Annotated in this window: 17 protein-coding genes and 1 pseudogene; 11 read left to right on the forward strand and 7 right to left on the reverse strand. The window is 44.8% G+C overall.

Features of this window, described 5'->3' with window-relative positions; genetic code table 11:
* Positions 1–203 precede the first annotated feature (203 nt).
* Together L1D11_RS06720 and L1D11_RS06725 are read right to left on the reverse strand one after the other, a co-directional pair.
* The gene (locus L1D11_RS06720; RefSeq protein WP_239831547.1) at positions 204–3,302 is read right to left on the reverse strand and encodes an efflux RND transporter permease subunit; all 3,099 of its coding nucleotides are present in this window, start codon (positions 3,300–3,302) and stop codon (positions 204–206) included.
* 8 nt (positions 3,303–3,310) lie between these two features.
* Positions 3,311–4,432 (reverse strand): efflux RND transporter periplasmic adaptor subunit, encoded by a 1,122-nt coding sequence (locus L1D11_RS06725; protein WP_239831548.1) that lies wholly within the window; start codon positions 4,430–4,432, stop codon positions 3,311–3,313.
* A 179-nt stretch (positions 4,433–4,611) separates the two neighbouring features.
* Between L1D11_RS06725 and L1D11_RS06730 the strand changes: the two genes are divergently transcribed.
* On the forward strand, positions 4,612–5,232 hold the full coding sequence (locus L1D11_RS06730) for a TetR/AcrR family transcriptional regulator (protein ID WP_239831549.1): 621 nt from the start codon (positions 4,612–4,614) through the stop codon (positions 5,230–5,232).
* A gap of 88 nt (positions 5,233–5,320) precedes the next feature.
* On the opposite strand, the gene L1D11_RS06735 is transcribed toward L1D11_RS06730, so the two are convergent.
* Positions 5,321–5,839 carry a lipocalin family protein gene (locus L1D11_RS06735; protein ID WP_137406976.1) on the reverse strand — a complete coding sequence of 173 codons (519 nt, stop codon included), beginning with the start codon at positions 5,837–5,839 and terminating at the stop codon, positions 5,321–5,323.
* A 147-nt stretch (positions 5,840–5,986) separates the two neighbouring features.
* Positions 5,987–6,253, reverse strand: a pseudogene (locus L1D11_RS06740) (AraC family transcriptional regulator); the annotation flags it as partial.
* A gap of 84 nt (positions 6,254–6,337) precedes the next feature.
* Here L1D11_RS06740 and L1D11_RS06745 point away from each other — a divergent pair.
* On the forward strand, positions 6,338–6,508 hold the full coding sequence (locus L1D11_RS06745; protein WP_239862298.1) for a hypothetical protein: 171 nt from the start codon (positions 6,338–6,340) through the stop codon (positions 6,506–6,508).
* A 131-nt stretch (positions 6,509–6,639) separates the two neighbouring features.
* Positions 6,640–8,358 carry an amidohydrolase gene (locus L1D11_RS06750; RefSeq protein ID WP_239831550.1) on the forward strand — a complete coding sequence of 573 codons (1,719 nt, stop codon included), beginning with the start codon at positions 6,640–6,642 and terminating at the stop codon, positions 8,356–8,358.
* Between the two features lie 3 nt (positions 8,359–8,361).
* Here L1D11_RS06750 and L1D11_RS06755 read toward each other — a convergent pair whose 3' ends face one another.
* On the reverse strand, positions 8,362–9,501 hold the full coding sequence (locus L1D11_RS06755) for an MFS transporter (protein WP_239831551.1): 1,140 nt from the start codon (positions 9,499–9,501) through the stop codon (positions 8,362–8,364).
* 153 nt (positions 9,502–9,654) lie between these two features.
* Here L1D11_RS06755 and L1D11_RS06760 point away from each other — a divergent pair, with 153 nt between their 5' ends.
* From L1D11_RS06760 to L1D11_RS06780, 5 genes are all read left to right on the forward strand, one after another.
* Positions 9,655–10,422 (forward strand): ATP-binding cassette domain-containing protein, encoded by a 768-nt coding sequence (locus L1D11_RS06760; protein WP_239831552.1) that lies wholly within the window; start codon positions 9,655–9,657, stop codon positions 10,420–10,422.
* A 17-nt stretch (positions 10,423–10,439) separates the two neighbouring features.
* A complete protein-coding gene (locus L1D11_RS06765) occupies positions 10,440–11,351 on the forward strand; it encodes an iron-siderophore ABC transporter substrate-binding protein (protein WP_239831553.1) in 912 nt (303 codons plus the stop codon).
* Positions 11,351–13,348, forward strand: a complete 1,998-nt coding sequence (gene fhuB / locus L1D11_RS06770) for a Fe(3+)-hydroxamate ABC transporter permease FhuB (protein ID WP_239831562.1) — start codon at positions 11,351–11,353, stop codon at positions 13,346–13,348. Before L1D11_RS06765 ends, fhuB begins: the two co-directional genes overlap by 1 nt.
* Before the next feature lie 221 nt (positions 13,349–13,569).
* Positions 13,570–14,526 carry a GntR family transcriptional regulator gene (locus L1D11_RS06775; protein WP_239831554.1) on the forward strand — a complete coding sequence of 319 codons (957 nt, stop codon included), beginning with the start codon at positions 13,570–13,572 and terminating at the stop codon, positions 14,524–14,526.
* 376 nt (positions 14,527–14,902) lie between these two features.
* Entirely contained in the window at positions 14,903–17,059 is a 2,157-nt protein-coding gene (locus tag L1D11_RS06780; protein WP_239831555.1) for a TonB-dependent receptor, read from the forward strand.
* A gap of 74 nt (positions 17,060–17,133) precedes the next feature.
* On the opposite strand, the gene L1D11_RS06785 is transcribed toward L1D11_RS06780, so the two are convergent.
* On the reverse strand, positions 17,134–17,628 hold the full coding sequence (locus tag L1D11_RS06785) for a hypothetical protein (RefSeq protein ID WP_239831556.1): 495 nt from the start codon (positions 17,626–17,628) through the stop codon (positions 17,134–17,136).
* A 302-nt stretch (positions 17,629–17,930) separates the two neighbouring features.
* Between L1D11_RS06785 and L1D11_RS06790 the strand changes: the two genes are divergently transcribed.
* Entirely contained in the window at positions 17,931–19,193 is a 1,263-nt protein-coding gene (locus L1D11_RS06790; protein WP_239831557.1) for an amidohydrolase family protein, read from the forward strand.
* A 184-nt stretch (positions 19,194–19,377) separates the two neighbouring features.
* On the opposite strand, the gene L1D11_RS06795 is transcribed toward L1D11_RS06790, so the two are convergent.
* Positions 19,378–20,259, reverse strand: coding sequence for a LysR family transcriptional regulator (locus L1D11_RS06795; RefSeq protein WP_239831558.1), 882 nt, complete (start codon positions 20,257–20,259; stop codon positions 19,378–19,380).
* A gap of 181 nt (positions 20,260–20,440) precedes the next feature.
* Here L1D11_RS06795 and L1D11_RS06800 point away from each other — a divergent pair, with 181 nt between their 5' ends.
* Positions 20,441–21,649: an adenosylhomocysteinase gene (locus L1D11_RS06800; protein ID WP_239831559.1), complete on the forward strand. Its 1,209-nt coding sequence runs from the start codon at positions 20,441–20,443 to the stop codon at positions 21,647–21,649.
* 63 nt (positions 21,650–21,712) lie between these two features.
* Positions 21,713–22,978, forward strand: a complete 1,266-nt coding sequence (locus L1D11_RS06805; protein ID WP_239831560.1) for a NupC/NupG family nucleoside CNT transporter — start codon at positions 21,713–21,715, stop codon at positions 22,976–22,978.
* Positions 22,979–23,011: the final 33 nt, after the last annotated feature.

Below are 23,011 nucleotides of genomic sequence, written 5' to 3' on the forward strand. Positions count from 1 at the left end.
GTATTCATAAATAAAATCGTTACCACGAAGCATTCATTGCCAGCATGAATAAGAACCTTAGTTACATCACGATGATGGGTATCGAAATAGAAGGTTAATCAAGCTAAAGCAGAGTAAAAGGAGTCGTTTTTGTCCTCAAAATACAGAGATAAGCACCCCCTTACTCTCCAAAGTCGAGGAAAGTAAGGGCGCTGGTTTATCAATTATGCCGCTTGTGGTGCCACGGTTTTACGCTGTTTTTTAGTCATCAAATGATAAACCACAGGCACAAAATAGAATGAGATAAGTGTGGTTAGTACCGTACCGCCAACAATCGCAACCGCGAACGGAGGCCAGAAGCCACCACCTGCGATGATCAATGGCATAAAACCGCCAACCGTCGTAATCGTGGTTGAGCTGATATGACGCGTACACGACATCACCGCCTCGACTACCGCATCCACATTGCCTGATGAAGCCTCTTTATCTAGCTTCAATTCCGTCAGAATCACAATGGCCGCGTTAATCGCCAAACCCGCAATCCCAAGCATCGCGATGATCACCGTAAAGCCGAACGGATAACCGAAGATCCACACCGACAGCAACCCTAGACCACCAGCCAATCCTGCCACCATGAAGATGATGCTACTCATTCGGAACGAATTAAACGACATCACCACCACCAACACCATCAATACCACCACAACGGCGACATTCGAGATAAGGCTATTGACTGAATTGTCACGCTCAGCCGATTCACCACCAAAACCAATCGTATAACCCGATGGCATCTCATAGCTTTCTAGGCGTTTTTGGAATTCATTGAGCACAGTTTGAGGCAAGACTCCCGCTTCAATATAACCCTCAATGGTATTCACACGTTGCCCATTTCGGCGTGTAATCGCACCACGGCTGGTAGTCAGTTCAAGTTCAGCCAAAGTCGACACATTGATGCCCGTTGAGTAGACATCAGAACTGATCGGCAAACGGATATTGCTTAAATGCGCTAAGTTTTCGCGCGCTTCATCCGCCACACGAACACGGATTGGCACCGACTCACTGCCCTCAATCACAGAGCCGCTTTCACGACCTGTCAACGTGGTTTGCAACATGCCCGCAAACTGGTTCAGTGATATACCATTCAGTTTTGCAGTGTCTTCATCGACCTTCAACCACACCTTAGGTGTACCCGGTTGCAGCGTTTCCCTCGTGTGAGTGACATGAGGAACACCGGCCAAAATCAAGCGTACATCTTCACCAATCGCTTTTAGGGTATCAAGGTTTTCACCATAAACACGCAGCTCAACTGGCGCGGTAAATGGAGGGCCTTGATTAAGCTTACGTACCAAGATTTGTGCTTCAGGTACCTCTTCATCCAACACCTTTTGCAACTCAGGAATCAGCGCGTTGGCTTGGTCAAAATTCTCTGTTTTCACCATGGCTTGCGAGAAGTAAGGCGCGTTGTTTTGCCTTGCCTGCAAGTTGTAATAGAAAGATGGGAAGTTAGCGCCTACTAGCCAATCAATGCGCTCCACTTCTGGATAGCGATGAATGATGTCGTCTATTTTTTCAGAGGTATTTTTCGTCGCATAAATGCTCGCTTGTGGAGGCATATATACCTGAATCTCAAACATGTCTCGGTCTGATGGCGGGAAGAACTGTTCTGTCAGTTGAGACATACTCCAGTAACCGGTAAACGGAACCAACAACACCAGAGCAATAGTGATGATTGGATGCGTGACACCAAAGCGGACAGAAGATGAGAACCAACGTGTTAATGCGGGAATTCTTAAGCCTGTCATATACCAGTGATGTTGGCCTTTTTTATCCACATCACTGAGTTGTTTCGGCAATAACTTAGTCGCTAAGCCTGCAATCAAGGTATGCGAAATCACATAAGAACCGATCAGTGAGAAAGACACAGTAATCGCGATACCACCGACAAACTCACCCGACGCACCCGGCATCAAGATAATCGGGGCAAACGCCAAAACCGTGGTCAAGGTTGAGCCCAACAGCGGCACCCACAAGTGCTTCAAGGCATTCATAGTCGCTTCTGCTCTATGCTGCCCTTTCAATCGATAGGCCTGAATGGTATCGACCATCACCACCGCGTTATCGACCATGATCCCGAGTGCTACGATTAATCCAGTCACCGACATCTGGTTGATTGGCACACCGGTCATTTTCATGATCGATAACGTAAGCAGTGAAGTGAGTGGCAGCGAAATAGCCACTAATATTGCCGCGCGGACGCCTAAGGTCACGAACAATACAATCAAGATCAACCCGAAACCGATCATCAAGCTTTTGCCTAAATCATCTAGGCGAGTTTCGGTATAGCCCTGCTGATTGAATAGCACGGTGACATCGATATTGCTTGGCAGCTCTTGTTGAAACTTGTCGATCAAAGCGTTCGCACGTGAAGTCCAGTTATCAACCCGAAGATCAGGGTGCATTCGCGCCGCGACGATCACACTCGGTTCACCATCAATAATGGCAATCTGGTCTTGTGGGGTTTTCTCACCACGCTTTACCGAAGCGATGTCTTCCATGCGGATGATGTGACCATTACTATCCGTCGCGATAGGGACTTGCTTAATACGTTCAATCGAATCAAGTTCCGATTCAATCTCTAAACCAAAACGAGAATAAGCACTGACCAGTTCGCCCGCTGAGTTCTTAGCATCTGCCCCTTCTAGAGACTCTGCGATGTTTGAACTAGAACGACCAAGCGCTGCAGCATCAGCAGTTCGTAGACTTATCTGGATTTCTTCTTGAGGCATCCCGTATTCATCAACAAACTCAGTGCCTGACAAGGTTCTTAATCGCTTGGCTAACTCTTTGGCATAACGCCCTAGTGTTAAGCGGTCAGGTTCACCCGCACCAGACCAAGTCAGGGAAGCGATAGTGGTAAAAGCATAGGTATGGTCACTGTCGAGATCGGGAGAATGGGCACCCGCAGGTAAGATGGATTCGATATCAGACAGCTTGTCACGTGCTTGCGACCAGACTGGTTCAGGCTCGGTGATAGTGTCATCAAGCTCAAGCGTTACAATAGACACGCTCGGCCTTGAGGTTGAGCTCACCAGTTTAACTTCGCTCAGTTCACGAAGCTTATTCTCGATAACCTCCGTAACCAAAGTTTCCACTCGTTCGGCGCTAGCGCCTGGAAAACTAGTGGTGATGTTCGCATAACGGTTGATGATCACCGGATCTTCTGCGCGTGGTAGCGTCATGAAGGCTGAAATGCCACTCACCATCAGCAGCGCAGTCATTAAGAGCAGCAGTCGGGTATTGGAAATAGTCTCTATGATTTTCATACTATTCCCTATTCAGCAGCAGTGCTTACTGGCTTCACGGTTTGCCCCGGAACCAAGCGATGCAAACCACTCGCAATAACCTGCTCACCATCTTCAATCGCACCACTCACGTATGCCTGTTGATTGTTCGCAAACAACACCTGAACACTTCTACGTTCAACCTTGTTGCCATCGCCAATCACAAAGATATTCCACACACCACGTAAGCCATCAATCAAGCCTGTTAAAGGGACCCAATAGCCTTGTTCTTCAACCTGTTCGTCAAATTGAAGATAGGCCAGTTGCCCTTCCAATACCGAAGATTGCTCCGGAAATAGGTAGCGTAATCCAACACTGCGAGACTGAGTGTCGACCATCGCGCCCGGGTTCAATAGCTCTACTGCATAATCGTTACGTCCAACTCGAATACTAGGCGCAGAGAGTGACGTGACCTTTTGCATTTGATGGGCTGGAATACCAATAAAGGCTTCTTTGCCTTCCGATGCCAATAGAGTGAGCGTCGGATTACCGACATTGACCACGTCACCTAGCGAGACAAATCGAGTAGCGATGGTGCCAGAATAAGGAGCAAGAATCGTAGACTTCACTAGCTTGAGATCATTACCTTTCACCGAGGCGTCAATACGCAGCAAGTTCGCTTGTAATACACGCTGCTCACTGGTTAGCGAATCGATTTCAGCTTCGGCACTGAAGCCTTTTGCTTTCAGTGAACGTTGACGTTTTAAGTTCGCAGCAACCAGGCTCAATTGAGCTTTCACTTCTTCAGCTTGTGCTTTTAGTTGGCTCGATTCGGTCTTCAACAGCTGAGTATCTAACGTGATTAACGGCTGACCTTCTGTGACTGTGTCACCGACATCCACCAGAATCTCGTTAACTTTCCCCGCCAATTCAAAGCCGAGATTCGCCTGTTGACCCGCTTTTACCACACCGACATATTCACGTTGTACTTCGTATGATGGAGAACGCTCTAGGGCGACAGTTTCTACCGTTAACACTGTCGATTCGGTACCGTTCGATTCAGCAGTGCTCGCTGCATCGGTAGTTGTCTCGGCTTGTGTGCTTTCACCACACCCAACAAGAAGAGTCGACAACGCCACGGCTACTGCGCTTCCCTTCATCAATTTATACATACTCACTGTTCCTATGCGGTACTCAATTGTGTTCTTTTTTTAGACTAACCAAATCAAACTAGACTGTCTAGTTTGATTGTGTTAAAAATAAGTTTCATCGTCAGTGATTGATAAAACCATCACAAAAAGCATAATGCTAGCGCACAACAAGTTAGCACTAGGTAGCGAGAAATAAGCACGTGACGAAAATCATCAAAAGTGAACAAAAGAGAACGCAGATCTTAACCGCAGCAAGTAAGCTTTTCTCTGAACATGGCTTCAAGATCAATATGGATCAAATAGCCAAAGCAGCGAACGTTTCCAAGCAAACGGTCTACTCTCACTTTAAAAATAAAGACGTACTTTTTGAAACCTGCATGCAAACCAAATGTGCCGAGCGTGAACTGAGCCATTCAGCCTTTGATATGGACGCCACTTTGGAAGAAGAATTGATGAAGTTTGGTGTGAAGTTTCAGGACTTATTGCTGGATGAACAGTCACGACAAACCTTTCAGAATGCGGTCAGCCAATCCAACACACACCCAGAGATCGCCTCTATCTATTTAGAAAGTGGGCCTCAAAAAACAACAAAATTACTCGCCGATTACCTGCAATCGAAAATAGATTCTGGTGACCTTACTTTGTCGACGTCTAGCTCACCGATCATTGCAGCTCGTCAACTGCTGCTGATGTTTCATGGCAAATCAGCCTATTGGTCTTTCTTCGGTCATGATAGCGGTGAATCCGATAACGAAAGACTCAACTACACACGCGAATGCGTTGCACTTTTCTTGAACGGAAACCAGCCTCGTGAATTGTAGCTCTATCTTTGAATAAAAAAAGCACAGAGAAATTCATCCTCTGTGCCTTATCAATCATCAGTCACTCTCAGCAATAACAGCGATCGGTTTATTGGGTATGTTCCACAATGATCAGCTCATCGGTATTAAAACCACGCTCTTTCGACATCGCTTTAAACTTCTCCATCACTTCTGGTGCGACTTCAGGGGTTCTTGCTAATAGCCATAAGTAATCAGTGTCGGGCCCAGAAACGAACGCGTATTGGTATCCTTCCTCTTCCAATTCAAATACCACATAGGCACCATAAAACGGACCGAAGAACGACACCTTTAAGTAACCTTGGTCGCTACCTTCAACAAAGTACGCTTTGCCTTCAGCCTCATTCCATTCGCCCTCTTCAGCCGAATAGCCGCGGTTAATCACTTTTACGCCGCCATCATCGCGTAGGCTGTATTCAGCGCTCACATTACTTAAACCGCGCTCAAACGAGTGGTCTAAGCGAGCCACTTCGTACCATTTCCCTAAATATCTATCCAATTCAAACTGCTGAACTGGCTTGACGGTTTCTGGCATGCCAACGCATCCGCCCAATAAAATCACACTCAGCAGCAAAAGTATTTTCTTCATCCTAACCTCGACTTGTTTTAATCGTAATACGAGTAAGTCATTTGAGTCTTAACTTACGTCCTTGTTAATACGTGAACCCCATTAGCATGGTTCATATAACATTAAATTATTCAGACGTTTATGGAAATCGTTTCGTTGGTGAATGAATCAAAGCCGCTTCATTGACTCTCGATATTGAGTAGGAGTCACCTGCTTATAAGATTTGAACTGGCGATTGAAGTTCGCTTGGTTATCATAACCGACTTTTTCCATAATCAAATTCACAGGCAGACTTGTATTTAGCAGTAAATCACACGCCACATTTAATCTAATTTTCTTCAACCGCTGACTGAAGCTCTCGTTGTAGTGCTTTTAAAACAAAGGCCTGACGCTGCTCTCACTAACATACAAATGACTAGCTAAGTCATTTACTGAAAAGTATTGGATATTGCGCTAACGGTACTCATCCAACTTTCTCCGCTAAATATACTGCAGGTGAACTTAATCAGGAGAGCAACTATGGACACTTTATTATTAAAAATACGCGATATGATTCATGCCACACGTCAGCAGTGGATCGGAGAAATCACCTACAGCCACAATATTAAAGGTGACCACACGTGGAAACTTTATGGCTATCACTCATACACCGAGTACAAGAATGATCTGCTTAAAAGTTTGAAACAATAACCATGATGAAAGGCATACCAAAGCCACAATACGCGGGGTAATCGCGGCTTTTGTTCCTCATTCATGTAAAGTTTCACACTGACCACTCGCTTTCTATACTTATTAAACAGTGGAACATGGAAGACACAATAATGAACAACAAGCTTACTCTGCCACGCACTGCATTAGCCGCTTTAGTCACAACGTTAAGTGCCGTATCACCGGCCCTCGCACAAGCTAAATCAGCAGTGCAAAGCCAAGCGGCTGACCAAATTTTCACTAATGCCGATATATACGGGCATCGAGAGTCAGATTCTATCGTTACCCATGACAGCAAGATCATTTTTATTGGCGACCTCGAAGAAGCCAAAACGTTTCAAGGGCAGAATACCGACGTTATCGACTTAGGGAATGCTTTTGTTCTGCCGGGTTTCATAGACAACCACAACCATGTTTTTGAGGCCGCCTCTGAGCTGGGTGGCACTTGCGAGCTGGATTCAGAAGCAACACTTGAAGAACAAATCCCCTACTTAGAAGCCTGCAAAATCAATGCTGATTCAAACGGCAGAGGATGGTTGATGGGGTATGGATTTTCTTTGGAATCCACAATCAACAGTGACTCCGAGTACACGCCACTTGAGATCATCGACAGTGTCTTCCCCGATCGACCAGTCGTGATCATGGAGCAAACTTCACATTCAATGTGGGTTAACTCCAAAGCGCTAAAAATCGCCCGAATTAGTCCCCAATCACCAGATCCACAAGGCGGAGCATATTTAAAAGATCCTACAAGCGGTAAGCTCAACGGCATCTTACTGGACAACGCCGGTGACCAAGTCATGGAAATGGCGTGGAACAGTCAAAGCGAACTCTTCGAACAAAGTTACCAAGGCTTAATGTACGGCCTTAAAGAAGCGGCCGCGCACGGTATCACCACCATAGGTGACGGTAGAATGTATTGGAAGCGCGGTTGGTATGATATTTGGCTAGAAGCCGAGCAAAACCAAGACCTTACAGCGCGCGTCTCATTGCGCCCTTGGGTTTACCCTTCCATGGCCATGCCTTCTCAATTGGAAGTGTTTGAGAAGATGTACTCAGATGAAAAAAGTCGTCTATTGTTGGTCGATCAGGTGAAAATGTACAGCGATGGTATTTTTATCAATGGCACAGCAAAAACGCTCGCTCCGTACTTAGATACTTACTTACCAAACTCTCCTAACGGCTTGAACTACATCCCACCAGCACAGATGAAGCAGTGGTTAACGGCCCTAGAAAAAATCGGCTTTAGTGCCCACATACATGCCATTGGTGACGGCGCAGTTCGAGAATCTTTAGATGCCATCGAGAGCGTACGTAAGCAAGGTTCGAAAAAGCCATACACACTAACTCACGTTGAATTGATCAATAATGAGGATGTTCCACGATTTAAACAACTCGGCGTAACCGCAGATTTCCAAGTTGGATCAGACTACGTCGCGCAACATGACCACGAATGGGCTAATGCCTTCCTTGGAGCTAGACGCGCGAAAGCCATGATGAACCTCGACGCAATCCTCAAAACCGACGCCAATATCACGTTAAGCAGTGACTGGAACGTACACGACATCAACCCACTGGTTGGCATCGCGAATAGCTTGATCATGGGAAAGACCGGTCTAACCGATATCTATACCGCCATCGACGCTTACACCCTCAACGCAGCTAAAAGCCTAGGAATTGATGATATTACGGGCACGATTGAAGTTGGTAAATCTGCAGACTTCGCCATTCTAGATAAAGATATCACCACCTTGTCAGCAAGAGGCATCGCCAAGACTCAAGTGCTAATGACGGTACTGCGTGGCGATGTGGTGTATACGCAGAACGATTAAAACCTAGCCTCGTTCTAAACCTAAGGAACTCTTTTTATTAGATACTGAAAACGATGCGGCAAGAATGAGTGTGGCAAAGATCAGACACAAATAGATTGGGTATAGCGGATGGAGAGTTGCGGTGAACGCCAGCAACGACGCGACTCCATAGCCAGGTGTGTGAGACATCGAAATGAAGCCTACGGCAGTACCGGGGGCTTCATTTTGTTTTTCAGTCGCAAATACCGTGTATGCAGGAACAAGCAGCGCAGCGCCAAAGCGATACATAGTTGTGGGCGTCAATTTGCTTTTCTTAACCACCAAAACTTGAGTCGAAAAAGTACACGCTGCACTAATGGTTAATAATACGCCAATCGCATCACTCACTTTTTCAGTTGACCAACTAGTAACAGCATAAATGAGTGGCGAGAAGCTATATTGCTTTAATGCCACTGTCGCACAAAGCAACAACCCGCTCGACAAAAACACCCATAGCCCTTTTTGGGGCAGCCACGATGCGCTCTCTCGCTGGGCCTGCTTGGTACTTAGCATTGCCGGTTCAGGCAAGAAAATAGCTAAGACTAGCGCAACACACGGCAGTAGAATCATCAACATGAGCGGTGAGAAATAAGAAAATTTGAGTGCCACAATTGAAATGAGTGGGCCAATCAATCGACCAGCACTCAAACCGATACTCACCGATGTTATCGCCTGCAAGCGGTTCTTCTCACCACACAACAATATTGCCCAGTGCTGACTTGCCGGCACCAAACCTGCGACCGTGCAGCCATATAGAATTCGTGCGATGACCAGCCCAATAAAACAGACAATGTACACACGATCACTATGGCTATCCGATTGAAAATAGCCGCTATTCATTGCAAACAGTGTCAATAACGCAAAGCTAACCGCCATTCCAGATAACGCCTGTAACACCACTTTCTTTGGGCCATGTTTATCACTGTACCTTCCCCAAAAAGGGGCGGAAGACAAAAACCGCAAACTTCCAATCGCGATAAATATAGACCACGTAGGTAAGCTGAACGCAGAGTGTTCAACAAGAAACGGTAAGGAGACAAGTAAGCCGTTTTGTCCTATGCCCATCAACGCCGAAATCAGGCTAATGGCCCCTAAATGAAATTTTTTGTTTTGTATAACGGACATAGTATCGAGATTGATTAAGCTATTTTCGAAAGCAAGTGAGTGGGCAACAACATGAATGGCAGTAAACTAATTGATTTGAAGAATGATTATCATTTGTTTTTCATTATGTTACATTAACGGCTAGTAGCCTATAACTCAACTTCATATTTCACTATGTACAAACTTACCAATGCCTCGTTCGAAATCGACGGTAAGAAGATCCTCTCCCCTACCCAATTAACCTTTGAGCCTAAAAAGGTCACCACATTACTTGGTCATAATGGATGCGGTAAATCGACTCTCATGAAACTACTGAGTCGACAAAATGCCCCAACCCAGGGAGAAGTATTCTTGAACGAACAACCACTGTCTTCCTACAGTAACCTAGAGTTTGCACATCAAGTCGCTTACCTACCGCAGCACCCACCTATTACTGATGGTGTTACCGTTCGTGAGTTAGTTTGCTTTGGTCGCTACCCTTGGAAAGGCGCATTTGGAAGATACAGCAAAGAAGACTACCAAATTGTCGATGAAGCTATTGAGAAAGTAGGCTTGAACGCTTTCTCAGATAGATTCGTTGCAACCCTATCGGGTGGTGAGCGACAAAGAGCTTGGGTCGCCATGCTGCTTGCTCAACAAAGCCAATGTATTTTATTAGACGAACCAACATCGGCATTAGATGTTGCCCATCAACATGAGTTACTGGCTTTAATTCGAGAACTTAACCAATCGCTTGGTTTGACCGTGATTATGGTACTTCATGACGTCAATATGGCGGCAAAATTCAGTGACCATCTTATTGCTCTTCACTCCGGTGAAGTGATCGCTTCTGGCTCTCCGAAAGAGTTGATGACACCGGAAACGCTGATGAAAATCTATGGCATGGAGCTGGCGCTATTCGACCACCCTGAAACAGGGCAACCAATCAGTTATATCCCTTAAATGATGAGGAATCTGTTATGAAAAAGTTCATGGCGTTACTGTCTGTCTTATTCGTATTTAATGCTTATGCGCTAGAGAGCCCTCATGCATTAGAAATCACACACGAAATGGGAACCGCTTCTTTCGAAACAACCCCTAAAAAAGTTGTGGCGTTAGATTGGGTTCTGTCAGAAACGGTGCTCAGCCTTGGCGTTGAGCTAGAAGGCATTGCCGATGCCAAAGGCTATCAACAGTGGGTTGTGAAGCCAGAGTCGAACCAAGGTGTCACCGATGTTGGTTCTCGACGCGAGCCTAACTTAGAACTATTAACTAAGTTGAAGCCTGATGTAATCCTAATTAGCGAACACATGGCTGCGGCTTATCACCAACTCAATAAAATTGCTCCGGTGTTAGTTTATAGCGTTTACAGCCAAAAGAAGCAGCCGATTGAATCTGCAACGGCGATTACGTTGTCGCTTGGTAAATTGTTCGACCAAGAACAAAGAGCTCAACAAATTATTGCAGACACAAAGCAGCGACTTCACGACAACGGTGAGAAAATACAAGCAGCAGGCAATTCAGATAAGCCATTGATCTTTGCACGTTTCATCAACGATAAAACTTTACGAATTCACAGCCAAGGTTCACTAGCTCAAGCGACCATTCAAGCGATGGGGCTAAAAAACGATTGGCAGGAACCGACCAACCTTTGGGGCTTTAGCACCACAGGTGTCGTTAGGCTCGCGGAACATCAACAAACAAACGTGATGCTTTTTGGTCCTTTGACTGAAAACGAAAAAAATCAACTCACTCAATCTGCACTTTGGCAGGCAATGGAATTCACCAGAACAGATTCAGTGTATGAGCTTCCGAGCATCTGGACCTTTGGAGGTCTTATCGCTGCGCAAAGATTTAGTGACCACATAACAGAACTACTGACCCAAAAATGATAGCAACCACCAAGATTGAAGGTTCAGCAGTGGCAAGAACTCACGTTAAAACAGTCGCTCTATCGGTTACGGCTGTTCTCCTTATCTGCTCGCTACTGCAGGTAACTGCCCCCTACTCGAAAGGCATTGAGTTGATTTGGGATACGCTCTTTCATTTTGATTCAGCGAACTACCAACACCTGATCACCCATCTCACTTATTTACCCAGACTTGCTGTTGCACTCCTGTGTGGTTTTGCACTAGCGGTCGCCGGCTGTGTGATGCAGTTTGTGTTACGTAACCCTATTGCTTCACCCACGACACTGGGTGTCGCTGCGGGCGCAGAGCTAGGTATGGTATTGGGTTTGCTTTTAATCCCGGCAAGTGTCGCTGTTCCTCTTTTTATCCCTGCTTTCATTGGTGGCTGCCTTGCTACGGGTTTAGTCTTTGCACTCAGCTCTGCACGTGGGTTTTCGCCACTGCATATGGTTCTGGCGGGTATGGTCGTGAGCCTATTTTTAGGATCACTCAACACCATGCTACTGATGCTGCATGAGCAACAGCTTACCAGTGTATTCGTATGGGGCGCTGGTGTGCTTAACCAAAATGATTGGTCTAGCGTTCAAGTTTTATTACCCCTGATTGCCATTCCAACTCTACTACTGCTCGCCCTGCAAAGACCATTATCTGCATTACAGTTTGGTGATAATGTCGCCACTTCGCTAGGCGTGAACATTAAGCAAATCAAACTGTTGTGTCTATCACTCGCAATCTTTATCACCGCTGCGGTAGTCAGTGAGGTGGGCTTAATCGGCTTTGTAGGTATTGTTGCCCCAGCGATTGCAAGGCTGCTAGGCGTTAGATCATTAGCTAAACAAATTTTAACCAGTGGCTTGATCGGTAGTTTAATCCTATTGATTGTCGATTTAGTGATTCAGCCATTCTCAGGTTTTGGTGGAGAGCTACTACCAACGGGCGCAATGACAGCATTACTTGGCGCTCCATTTTTATTGTGGCTATTGCAACGTACTAAACTTCAATCGGCTCTCAAGAGCCGTAACGAGCATATAGAACAGTACAAGCGAGTTAGCACAGCCAAAACCTTGATTGCTATGTCTTTGGTATTGGCGGTTACATGTTTGATTGCGCTCACTGTCGGCAAAAACCAATTCGGCTGGAGTATTGAGATTCATGAATCCTTATTCGAATTACGCACGCCACGAGTACTGGTTGCACTGTTAGCCGGTATTGGCCTTGCTTTTGCAGGTACCATTATTCAGCGCATTTCAATTAATCCGATGGCGAGCCCGGAAGTATTGGGCATAAGTTCAGGTGCTGCCCTAGCGCTGGTTCTTGGCACACTCTGGGGCAACTCGATTGGACGCGAAGAACAAATGCTGCTTGGTACACTTGGAGCAACGTCTGTTACGGCTGTAGTTTGGTTGATGGGCAGAAAGCACAACTTCGCGCCAACGCAAACTCTATTAACCGGTATCGCGTTAAGTGCAGGGCTGGATGCTTTGCTGCGTATTACGATGAGTTCAGGTAACGAAAATGCCACGGCACTGCTGACTTGGTTATCGGGTTCAACGTATCTGGTTGCCACACAAGATGTCGTTTTACTTGCTGTTGGTGTGACAATTGTTGGTGCTATTTCCCTTTCACTGCATCGCTGGATTGAGCTTATAAACCTGGGGGAAGTAACCACCAGCAGTTTGGGGATGAACACAACCACAGTTCGCTTAGCCTTGCTGTTATTGGTCGCAACACTGACTACGCTGTGCACCATCGTTATTGGTCCGCTGAGCTTCATCGGACTGTTAGCGCCTCACATGGCCCGCTCGCTTCACCAATATAGAGCGCTCCCGCAAATGCTAACAGCGGCATTGTTGGGCGCGATCATCATGGTCGCAGCGGACTGGATTGGCCGTACGTTGTGGTTCCCTTGGCAGTTCCCTGCTGGGCTGCTTGCTTCTCTACTTGGGGGTGGCTACTTCCTTTACCTAATGAGAAAGTAACCTTTCAACAAGCCTATTAATTTCTCCTCCACTTCGCTGAACTCCGAAGTGGAGGCTTATTTCAATTCTGTCTTTACCCCTTCAATCCTTGTTTATCCTCTCACCGACATCGCTAATCCGGAATACTAGCAATTGTTTTTTGGTTGCAGAAACACAATAAATGGTATTCGAGCACTTTTATGTTTACCATGGTTCCAATAACAAACTGATTTGTAAGCCCTATGGACATAACGACAATTACAAAGCTCCAACAAGACTTGCTGTTTAAAGTCATTGCTAGCTTAAAAGCCGAAGACGCTAAAGCCGGTAGTAGCCTCAATGAATCTTCTTTGGCACAACAATTCGAAGTTTCAAGAAGTCCAATACGCGCCGTTTTAAAACATTTGTCGAGTCAGGGCATTACTAAGGTTGTTCCCTATAAAGGTTCGGTGCTTCAAATGGATGCGGCTGATATTAAGCTAGACGTACCGACAGACGACGAACAGCCCCGCCAAGAACAACTGTACCTGAATATTTTAATGGACCTGTTCTTTGGGGAATTAAGCAGCTCCTTCTCGGAAAAAGATTTACAAGAACGGTATGAGGCCAACCGTGGCGAAATTCAAAATGTCACTCGCCTACTAGAAAGCGATGGTATTTTCCGTCGCAGCCCCGGCTATAAATGGCAACTTGATGGTGTTCTAAACACACTTGAAAGGCATACCGAGAGCTATCGATGCCGCTTGATCTTTGAACCCGCAGGACTACTTGAGCCGACATGGAACTTAAAGCGTAGCGAACTCGAAGCATGCCGAGATCGCCATATATACGCCATCAACAATCCAAAATCGACTTCCGCTAGTCAACTTTTTGCGCTGAGTGTCGACTTCCATGAACTGATCGCAGCTAGCTCCGGAAACCGATTTTTGTTAGGGATGATGCAACAACAAAATCGTCTACGTAAGGCTACGGATTTGGTCTCTATGCATATTCAATCTTCCGTGGTTAAGTCATGCCAGCGCCGCTTGGACATCATGGATCTAGTTCTAGAAGGCGACAATCAAAGTGCCTCAACACAACTAGCCCAACTGCTCGAAAACGATATACGAGTAATGAATCGCACCTACAACAATGTCATGAACGTATCGCGCGAGCAACGAGAACAATTACTCAGCAGTCTTTCAGGAAAAAACAACTAACCTAGGAGCAGCATACTTTGATGCTGCTCTCTCTTCATTTACTTTCCGTCGCCTCTCGCCCAACGCAAAAAATACTATTTAATCATAAGCTTAATATGAAACCAGACATAAGAGCTGGGCTTTAACGATCCTATAAAACAGACACTATTATTGCATTTGAAAATAAATTGCATTCTCATATTGTTTTTTCACATCAGAAATACAATAATAATGATTCTTATTTAGACCAAGAGCAGAAACAGCAGTAATAACGACTCACTTATCCGATTCGTCATTACTCACCACTCTGTTGAGTCTGGATAAACACAATAAAAAATAGAGTCACCGCGCCAAAAGAAATGTGTGCAGCCTTTCATTGATAAATGCAGAGAAAAAAATGAAGACCGAAAAAGGAAGTTTCAAGCTTTCCACCGTCGCATTAGCAGTTGCGGCAGTAACTACAGTATTCACAGCCCAAGCTCAAGATCTAACAACTGAAGAAAAAATGGTGGTGGTTTCTAGCCGCACGCCTAAAGCCATCAGTGATATCCCTGGTACCGTTTGGTATATCGATGCTGAACAAATTGAACAAGAGTATCGAGGTGGTAAATCACTAGGTGAGATTCTATCGGCGACCATCCCATCTTTAGATGTTAGCAGTGGTGCCCGCACTAACTACGGTCAAAACTTACGTGGTCGTAAAATGCTAGTAATGATTGACGGCGTATCATTACAGTCGTCTCGTCCAATCAGTCGCCACCTAGATTCCATCGACCCATTCAACATCGACCGTATTGAAGTATTATCAGGCGCAACCTCGATTTATGGTGCAGGCGCTTCGGGTGGTGTTATCAATATCATCACCAAAAAAGCGCAAGGTGAAGAGCTAGAATTCGAATCCTTTGTTGGCGGTTCATCTGGCTTCAACTCGAATGAAGATTTCGATTACAAAATCGGTCAGTCTATCTCTGGTGGCAACGAGACGGTTCAAGCTCGCTCTTCTGTGGTTTACACAGAGACACAAGGCTTCTTCGATGCAAATGGTGACATTGTTACCCCTGATATTTCACAAGGTTCGCTGCAATTTAATAAGACGGTCGACTTCTTAACTACAGTGGGTGTCAACATCACTGAGACTCAGAAGCTTAACTTCCTTGCTCAATACTACGATAGCCAACAAGATTCACCTTACGGCCTATACATTGTCGGCAGTGACTTTGTTGATGTAAGAAAAGGATTTGATTCAGACCGCGAACATGGCACAGAGCGCATCATGTTGAGTGCTTCCTATATTGATGAGCAGTTCCTTGGTCATCAGCTGATCGCAGAAGCGTCTTATCGAAAAGAAGATCAAACTTATACACCTTATTACCAATCTTCTGGTCAGCAAATTACCGACGTTATCTCACTTAAAACAGCATTAGCGAAAAGCTTTAACAAGTTCAATCTTGTTTACGGTATTGATGCTTATCAAGACAAACTGGATAGTAACCAAGCTCTGTATGATCCAACGATTGCCAATGATTCTGGTAATTTGATCAACAAAACGTATGCTAAAACAGGTCGCTACCCTGGTGTAAAAGTGAGCTCAATTGCTGGCTTTATCCAAACGGATTATGCGATAACCAATGATTGGACTGTCGAAGGTGGTTTCCGCTACCAATATATGTCTAACGAGATTGATGATTTTGTCGGTTACAGCCAACAAAAGAAAATTGCCTCTGGCACTGGCACGTCTGCCGATGCGGTACCAGGCGGTGAAACAAGCTACACCGTTGGTCTATTTAACTTGGGTACGATTTACCACCTAAACAACGAGTCTCAAGTATGGGCAAACTTCTCTCAAGGCTTTGACCTTGCTGACCCTGCAAAATACTACGGACAAGGTGACTACACACTGGTTGGCGATCATTGGCAACTGAACGACAGCATCAATGTGAATGATTCAAAGATGTCTGGTATTAAAACCAACAGCTTCGAGCTAGGTTACCGCTTAGAAACCGGCGAGCTAAACCTACAAACGGCGGCGTACTACTCGCAATCCGACAAGTCTGTGAGTTACAACAAGAACACATTACTTATCGAAGAAATTGATGATAAGAAGCGTGTTTACGGCCTAGAAGCGATGGCCTCTTACTGGGTACACGATAACATTCAGCTTGGCGCATCTGGCCACTATGTGATTTCTGAAGTAAAAGGTGACGACGGTTGGGAAGACTTTACCGCGGGTGAAGCAAGTACATCGAAAGCGAACGCATGGGCTGGTTGGTACGACACAGATCTATCTGTAAAACTACAAAGCCAAACTATGTTCGATTACGAAGATGCGGATCAAAACAAGCTAGATGGTTACACCGTGTTTGATTTAGTCGGTACCTATCAGCTTCCTGTTGGTAGCCTTGGCTTCGGTATTCAAAACTTATTGAACGAAGACTACACAACCATTTGGGGACAGCGTGCTCAAATTGTGTACTCAGCACACTACGCTCCAGCTGCATACGGCTACAAAGGCCGTGGACGTACTTACACTCTGAACTATCAGGTTAAGTTCTAAAGTTTGTTAATAATTAAAGGGTTGGCATTTAGTACCAACCCTTTTATTTGGAGTCCAGAGCATCAACGTTTAGGCTATGCTTCCACTTTTTTACCATCTACCTTTCTACCACTCTCTTCCTGCTTATCATCCAAAACAAAGTAAATCTTCGACACAAGCACTTCAGCAATTAGAATCGTAAATACCACAGCAAAGAAAGCAACAATACCGTTCCAAGGGCCAGTAAAGCTCACCTTGTCACCGAACAATAAGTTAATCGCTTCTAGCATGACAAACTTCGAACCCACCAAAATAATGTAAGTGGTAATTGCTCGGTAAACCTTAGGAGCCATACCCGGCTTGCTTTTAAAGTGCTCAGCAATCTTATGTTCTAGGCCAATAGAAAGTTTCAATAGTAGCTGAAGCAACAACGCCGCTATCAAAGAGATAGTGAAAGACTCGATATTCACAAAGTCCCAGTACTCATCAAAGAAGTTAAGAACCACTAGGTCCACTAGCACTGCTAACGTGTAACCAACAAATAAACGTTGTGGTGTATTGAATCCGTAAACTTTGTCTGAATTAGTCATGTTGTCTCTCTTTAATTTGATAAGTAGCCTCGATTTGAAATACATCTTAGCGTTCGAATCAGAACAAAACTTACCATTTGGTGACACCATCCCCTTTCCATTCAAAATTGTTAATCTTTATTGATTGATCATTTTCTGTACCAATAATTCTCTTCCCTCTATACGGCAATACTCAATAATATAGAAAAGTGCCAAAAGATAAGTCTCGTCACTGCTTGTCATCAAATGGCCATTTTTCATAGGCGTCACCTCATAAGATGGCTCCATCAGCGACAAACACTCATTTGAAAAAGGTGCAGACTATGAAAAAGCTAATCACTAACGCGAACGTATTTAACGGTGTTGATAACAACCTAATCGAGAACGTATCTATTCTTATCGAAGACAACTTGATCACTCAAATTGGTGAGGTTGACGCTACGTTAGCCGATGAAATCATTGATGCTCAAGGTGGCACGGTAATGCCTGGCTTGATTGACGCCCACGTTCATATCACGCTATCTGCACCTTTCAATGTGATTGATACTATGACACGTGAAGAAGTCGCAATTCGCTCTGCCAAGATTTCAGAAGAGATGCTGATGCGCGGTTTTACCACTATTCGTGATGTCGCAGGTAACACGCTTGGCCTTAAAAACAGTATCGACAACGGCTACGCGACTGGCCCACGTATTCTTCCTTCAATGGCGGCGATTTCACAGACCAGCGGTCACTCAGATTATCGCCAAAACCAAGCACAAGAGCGTTTGGCTAATGGGCACGAAGACTCGCCAATGATGAAGCTAGGCGCGATGCGAGTGGCCGATGGCCGTTCAGAAGTATTGAAAGCCGTACGTGAACAACTATTTATGGGCGCATCACAAATCAAGATCATGGCAGGTGGCGGTGCATCATCGACCTTCGACCCGCTAGACACATTGCAGTTTACTTCTGACGAGATGGAAGCTGCAGTACAAGCCGCTTCAGACTATGGTACTTATGTTGCCGCGCACATCCACACTTCCGATGCGATGCGTCGAGCAGCTGAAGCGGGCGTCATGTCTTTCGAACACGCTACTATCATGGATGACGAGATCGCCGAGATCATCAAAGAGAAAGGTATTTGGGTGATCCCGTCTTACTTTACCTCTTCATTGATTGCAAAGCGTAAGATCCCACTGCCAAACGAAGAGACATATCGCAAAACAGAGCGTGTGGGTAAAGCCATGTTCAAGTCGGCAGAACTGATTAAGAAATACGACATCCAAAACATCGCGTTTGGTACCGACTGTGTGGGCGAAACCAATGTGCATGCGACCCAGCTGAATGAGCTTGGTGCGATTGAGCAAGTATTCGATACCATCACTGCACTTCGCATGGCGACGTCAAACTGTGGACGACTATTCGAAATGTCGACATACCAACACCCGTACCAAGAAGGCAAACTTGGTCAAGTGGTTGAAGGCGCTTATGCCGACCTACTGATCATCGATGGTAACCCACTAGAAGGTGTGGCATGTGTTGCCAATACAGAGACACAAAAACTGATCATGAAAGACGGTAAGGTGTACAAAAACACGCTTTAGTATTCAATATTCACTCACTGAGTAACTAAAACTCAAAGTCAGGCAAGCGAACTTTTTAGTCGCTTGCTTCCCTTTTTGTTAAGCGTTGTTTTATTGCTGGAGCAGATCATTGCTACTACTAAACACAGGTTATTGATTTATTGATGAGTTGGGTTGTCGTAGTAGCCCACAGTAACCAGTGAAGTCATTGCAAAATGTGGTCAATAAAAGTTCTCACCTTATGAGACACTATAACCGAACTAGGATAAACAACGTACAATTCAGTAGACCACGTGTAGTTTGTCAACAAATTTTCCAGTTGTTTTTGCTCAATGTAATCATTAACAAGAAAATCTAGTGCGCATGCAACGCCCACCCCATTCTTTGCCATCTCGACGAGCATAGCTTCAGAGTCAGATCGAATCGCTGAATTGAGATCAACAAATTCGTATGTTTCATCTGAAAAATTAAAGCGCCATTTGTCCTTAGTCAGGCAACTTCGATAGTTCATACATTGATGCTGTTTTAAGTCAGACGGAACGCTTGGCTTACCATTTTTATCTAGATAATTCTTGGATGCGACAACTCTAGTACCTATGTCTTTTATCTTTCTACATCGAAAGCTGCTATCAGGCATGTCACCGATATGAAAGGCTAAATCGATGCCGTCAGCGACTAAATTATCTAGTGTATATCCATAAAGAAACTCGAGCTCTACTTTCGGGTAAACTTGTGCAAACGAACTGATTTTTTTCATTAAGCTTAAGTCATTCTCAAGAACAATGGGGATCCGCACTTTAAAAGAACCACTCAATGTGTCATTTCGTTGGTCGATCACGTCATGGGCGTTTTTGATGTCGTCTAGAACCTTTGAGTAACGTTCATAGAGATACTGTCCATGTTCAGTTAATGAAAGCGTTCGAGTGGTGCGCTGAATCAGTGTACATTGCAACTCATTCTCTAATTGGCGTATTTGCTTGCTAATAACTGACTTAGATAACATCAACTCATCGGCTGCCTGAGAAAAAGAATTGTTCTTAACTACGGTGTAAAAGGTAGTAACCAAGTTTAGATTCAGGTTTTTCATCAGAGAGCCTCAAATAGCAAATCTATTCTAACGTACGACTACTAAAAACTTCAGAAGTTCCTTCTATACACCTCACGTTATAGTTTCCTTAGAAGAACAATCTTTCCACGTAGCTTTGTTTTTCAAAAACTCCATTTCGCGCATTCTGTGTCTATCCCTATTTCCCCAAAAGGATACTGAAATGACGAACATCATCCATCACGTAGCAGATTTGAGTCTTGCACCTAGCGGTACTAAACGAATCGCTTGGGCGCGTGAACACATGCCGATTATGCGAAGTCTTATCGAGCGCCTAGAAAAAGAACAACCATTCAAGCATTTGACTATCGGCATCTGTCTACATGTAGAAGCGAAAACAGGCGTATGGATGGAAGCCCTAACAAAAGGCGGGGCAAAAGTTGTACTGACAGGTTCACCAGGCTCGACCCAAGATGAAACCGCAGCAGCGCTCGTAAAAGACTACGGTGTTCATGTATTTTCTCATCGTAATGAATCATTTGGAGACCACATTCGTTACTGTGAAAATGTTCTCAGCTTTAACCCAGACATAATTGCTGATAATGGTGCAGACTTACACGAGCTTGTGTTTACACACCCTGAATTTGAGCATCTGCAAGGCACGCTGTTAGGTGCAACAGAAGAAACAACCACTGGGGCAAACCGTCTCCGTGAAGACTTCAAATCTGATAAGTGGTCAACATTAATCATCAATGACACCATGTCTAAGCGTGTCATTGAAAATCGCTTTGGGGTGGGGTCTTCTGTTGTTGACGGCATTATGCGAGCCACAAACGTAATGCTACATGGAAAGAAAGTAATTGTTATCGGCTATGGTTACTGTGGTTCTGGTACTGCACAACGTTTGCGTGGTATGGGCGCTCATGTAACCGTGGTTGAGAGCAATTCTCTTACTAAGCTTGAAGCGCATATGGAAGGTTTCTACACCTCAACGCTCGAAAAAGCGCTATCGGATGCAGACATAGTTGTTACGATCACAGGTCGCGACGATGTTCTACGCAAAGAACATTTCAAACTCATGCGTGATAAAACCATTCTCGTAAACGCAGGTCACTTTCAACGAGAAATTAACCTACCTCAACTCAATGAGATGAGCGAGAGTGTTTATCGTATACGTCCCCACGTTACCGCTTATCAAATCGCAGGTGAAGACAAAGTGTTGTTCGTCTTATCTGATGCTAACTTGGTAAATCTGTCTGCAGGAGATGGAAATCCAATTGAAATTATGGACTTAGGTCTTGCATTGCAAACTTTAAGCCTTGAGCGTATAGCACTGAATGCTAAATCACTCACTAAGATACCTCAACCAGTGCCATACGACATTGAGATGATGGTGGCTGAACTAGCCTGTAAACACTGGATCAATCACTAATCTCTACTTGACGGTGGACTATTTGGGTTTGCCGTTTTTATTTGAAAGAACAAGGAGATTTCTATGCAACCCCTCTTTAGTCTACTTGGCATGATAGCGCTGCTTGGTATCGCTTATGCCTTTTCTTTGAACCGTAAATCCATAAACGTAAGAACGGTTCTAGGTGCATTTGTTATTCAATTTTTGATCGGCGCATTCGTACTGTTTGTGCCTATTGGTAAAGATCTACTCCAGTATGTATCAAACGGAATCAATGCGGTTCTTGGTTATTCAGCTGATGGCATTGGATTCTTATTTGGTGGCTTAGCAAGCGACAAAATGTTTGAACTATTTGGAGGCGGTGGTTTCGTCTTTGCCATTCGCGTATTGCCTGTAATTGTATTCTTTTCTGCTCTAGTATCCGTTTTATACTATTTTGGCATCATGCAAATATTCATTCGTATTCTGGGTGGCGGCTTGCAAAAACTGTTGGGGACGAGTAAGTATGAATCGATGTCAGCAACTGCAAATATTTTTGTCGGTCAAACGGAAGCCCCTTTGGTTATCGCTCCATATATTAACAAGCTCAGCCGCTCTGAACTATTTGCTGTGATGTGTGGAGGCCTTGCATCTATCGCGGGCACGGTGCTTGGTGGATTTGCTGCCATGGGCGTGAACATAGAGTACTTAATCGCGGCATCGTTTATGGCTGCACCTGGTGGTCTGTTGTTTGCGAAGATCTTATTACCAGAAACGAAGAAATCAGAAGAGTTGGAGGCAGAGCGTGAGAACGGTGAGGTAAGTCAACCAGTAAAAGCTCATAAACCAAGCAATGTGATTGATGCAGCCGCAGAGGGGGCATCAAATGGTGTTGCTCTAGCGATTAACGTTGGTGGGATGCTTCTGGCCTTTATTGCCCTAATTGCTCTTTTAAATGGTCTACTAGGGTTAGCCGGTGGGGTTATTGGTATACCCGAACTATCATTAGAACTTATACTTGGCTACCTCTTTTCGCCTCTTGCTGTGATCATTGGTATTCCACTAGAAGAAGCGTTTAACGCCGCAACGTTTATTGGTCAAAAATTAGTACTTAATGAATTTGTCGCCTATGTCAATTTTACTGAGTTCCTAGTAAATCATCCGTTATCTGAGCGTACTACAGCAATTATCACCTTTGCCTTGTGTGGTTTTGCTAACTTCTCAGCAGCTGCAATGTTGTTAGGCGGTCTAGGTAGCATGGCAAAAGAAAGGCGCTCTGAAATATCTAGCCTTTGTCTGTATGCCATTCTTGCAGGTACGTTATCTAACTTAATGAGTGCCGCAATCGCTGGTCTGTTTTTGTCACTTTGAACTATAGAGAAAGGCTTTAGAGGCTCAAGAAGC

The organism is Vibrio sp. Isolate32 (genome assembly GCF_022397955.1).
Lineage (GTDB): Bacteria > Pseudomonadota > Gammaproteobacteria > Enterobacterales > Vibrionaceae > Vibrio.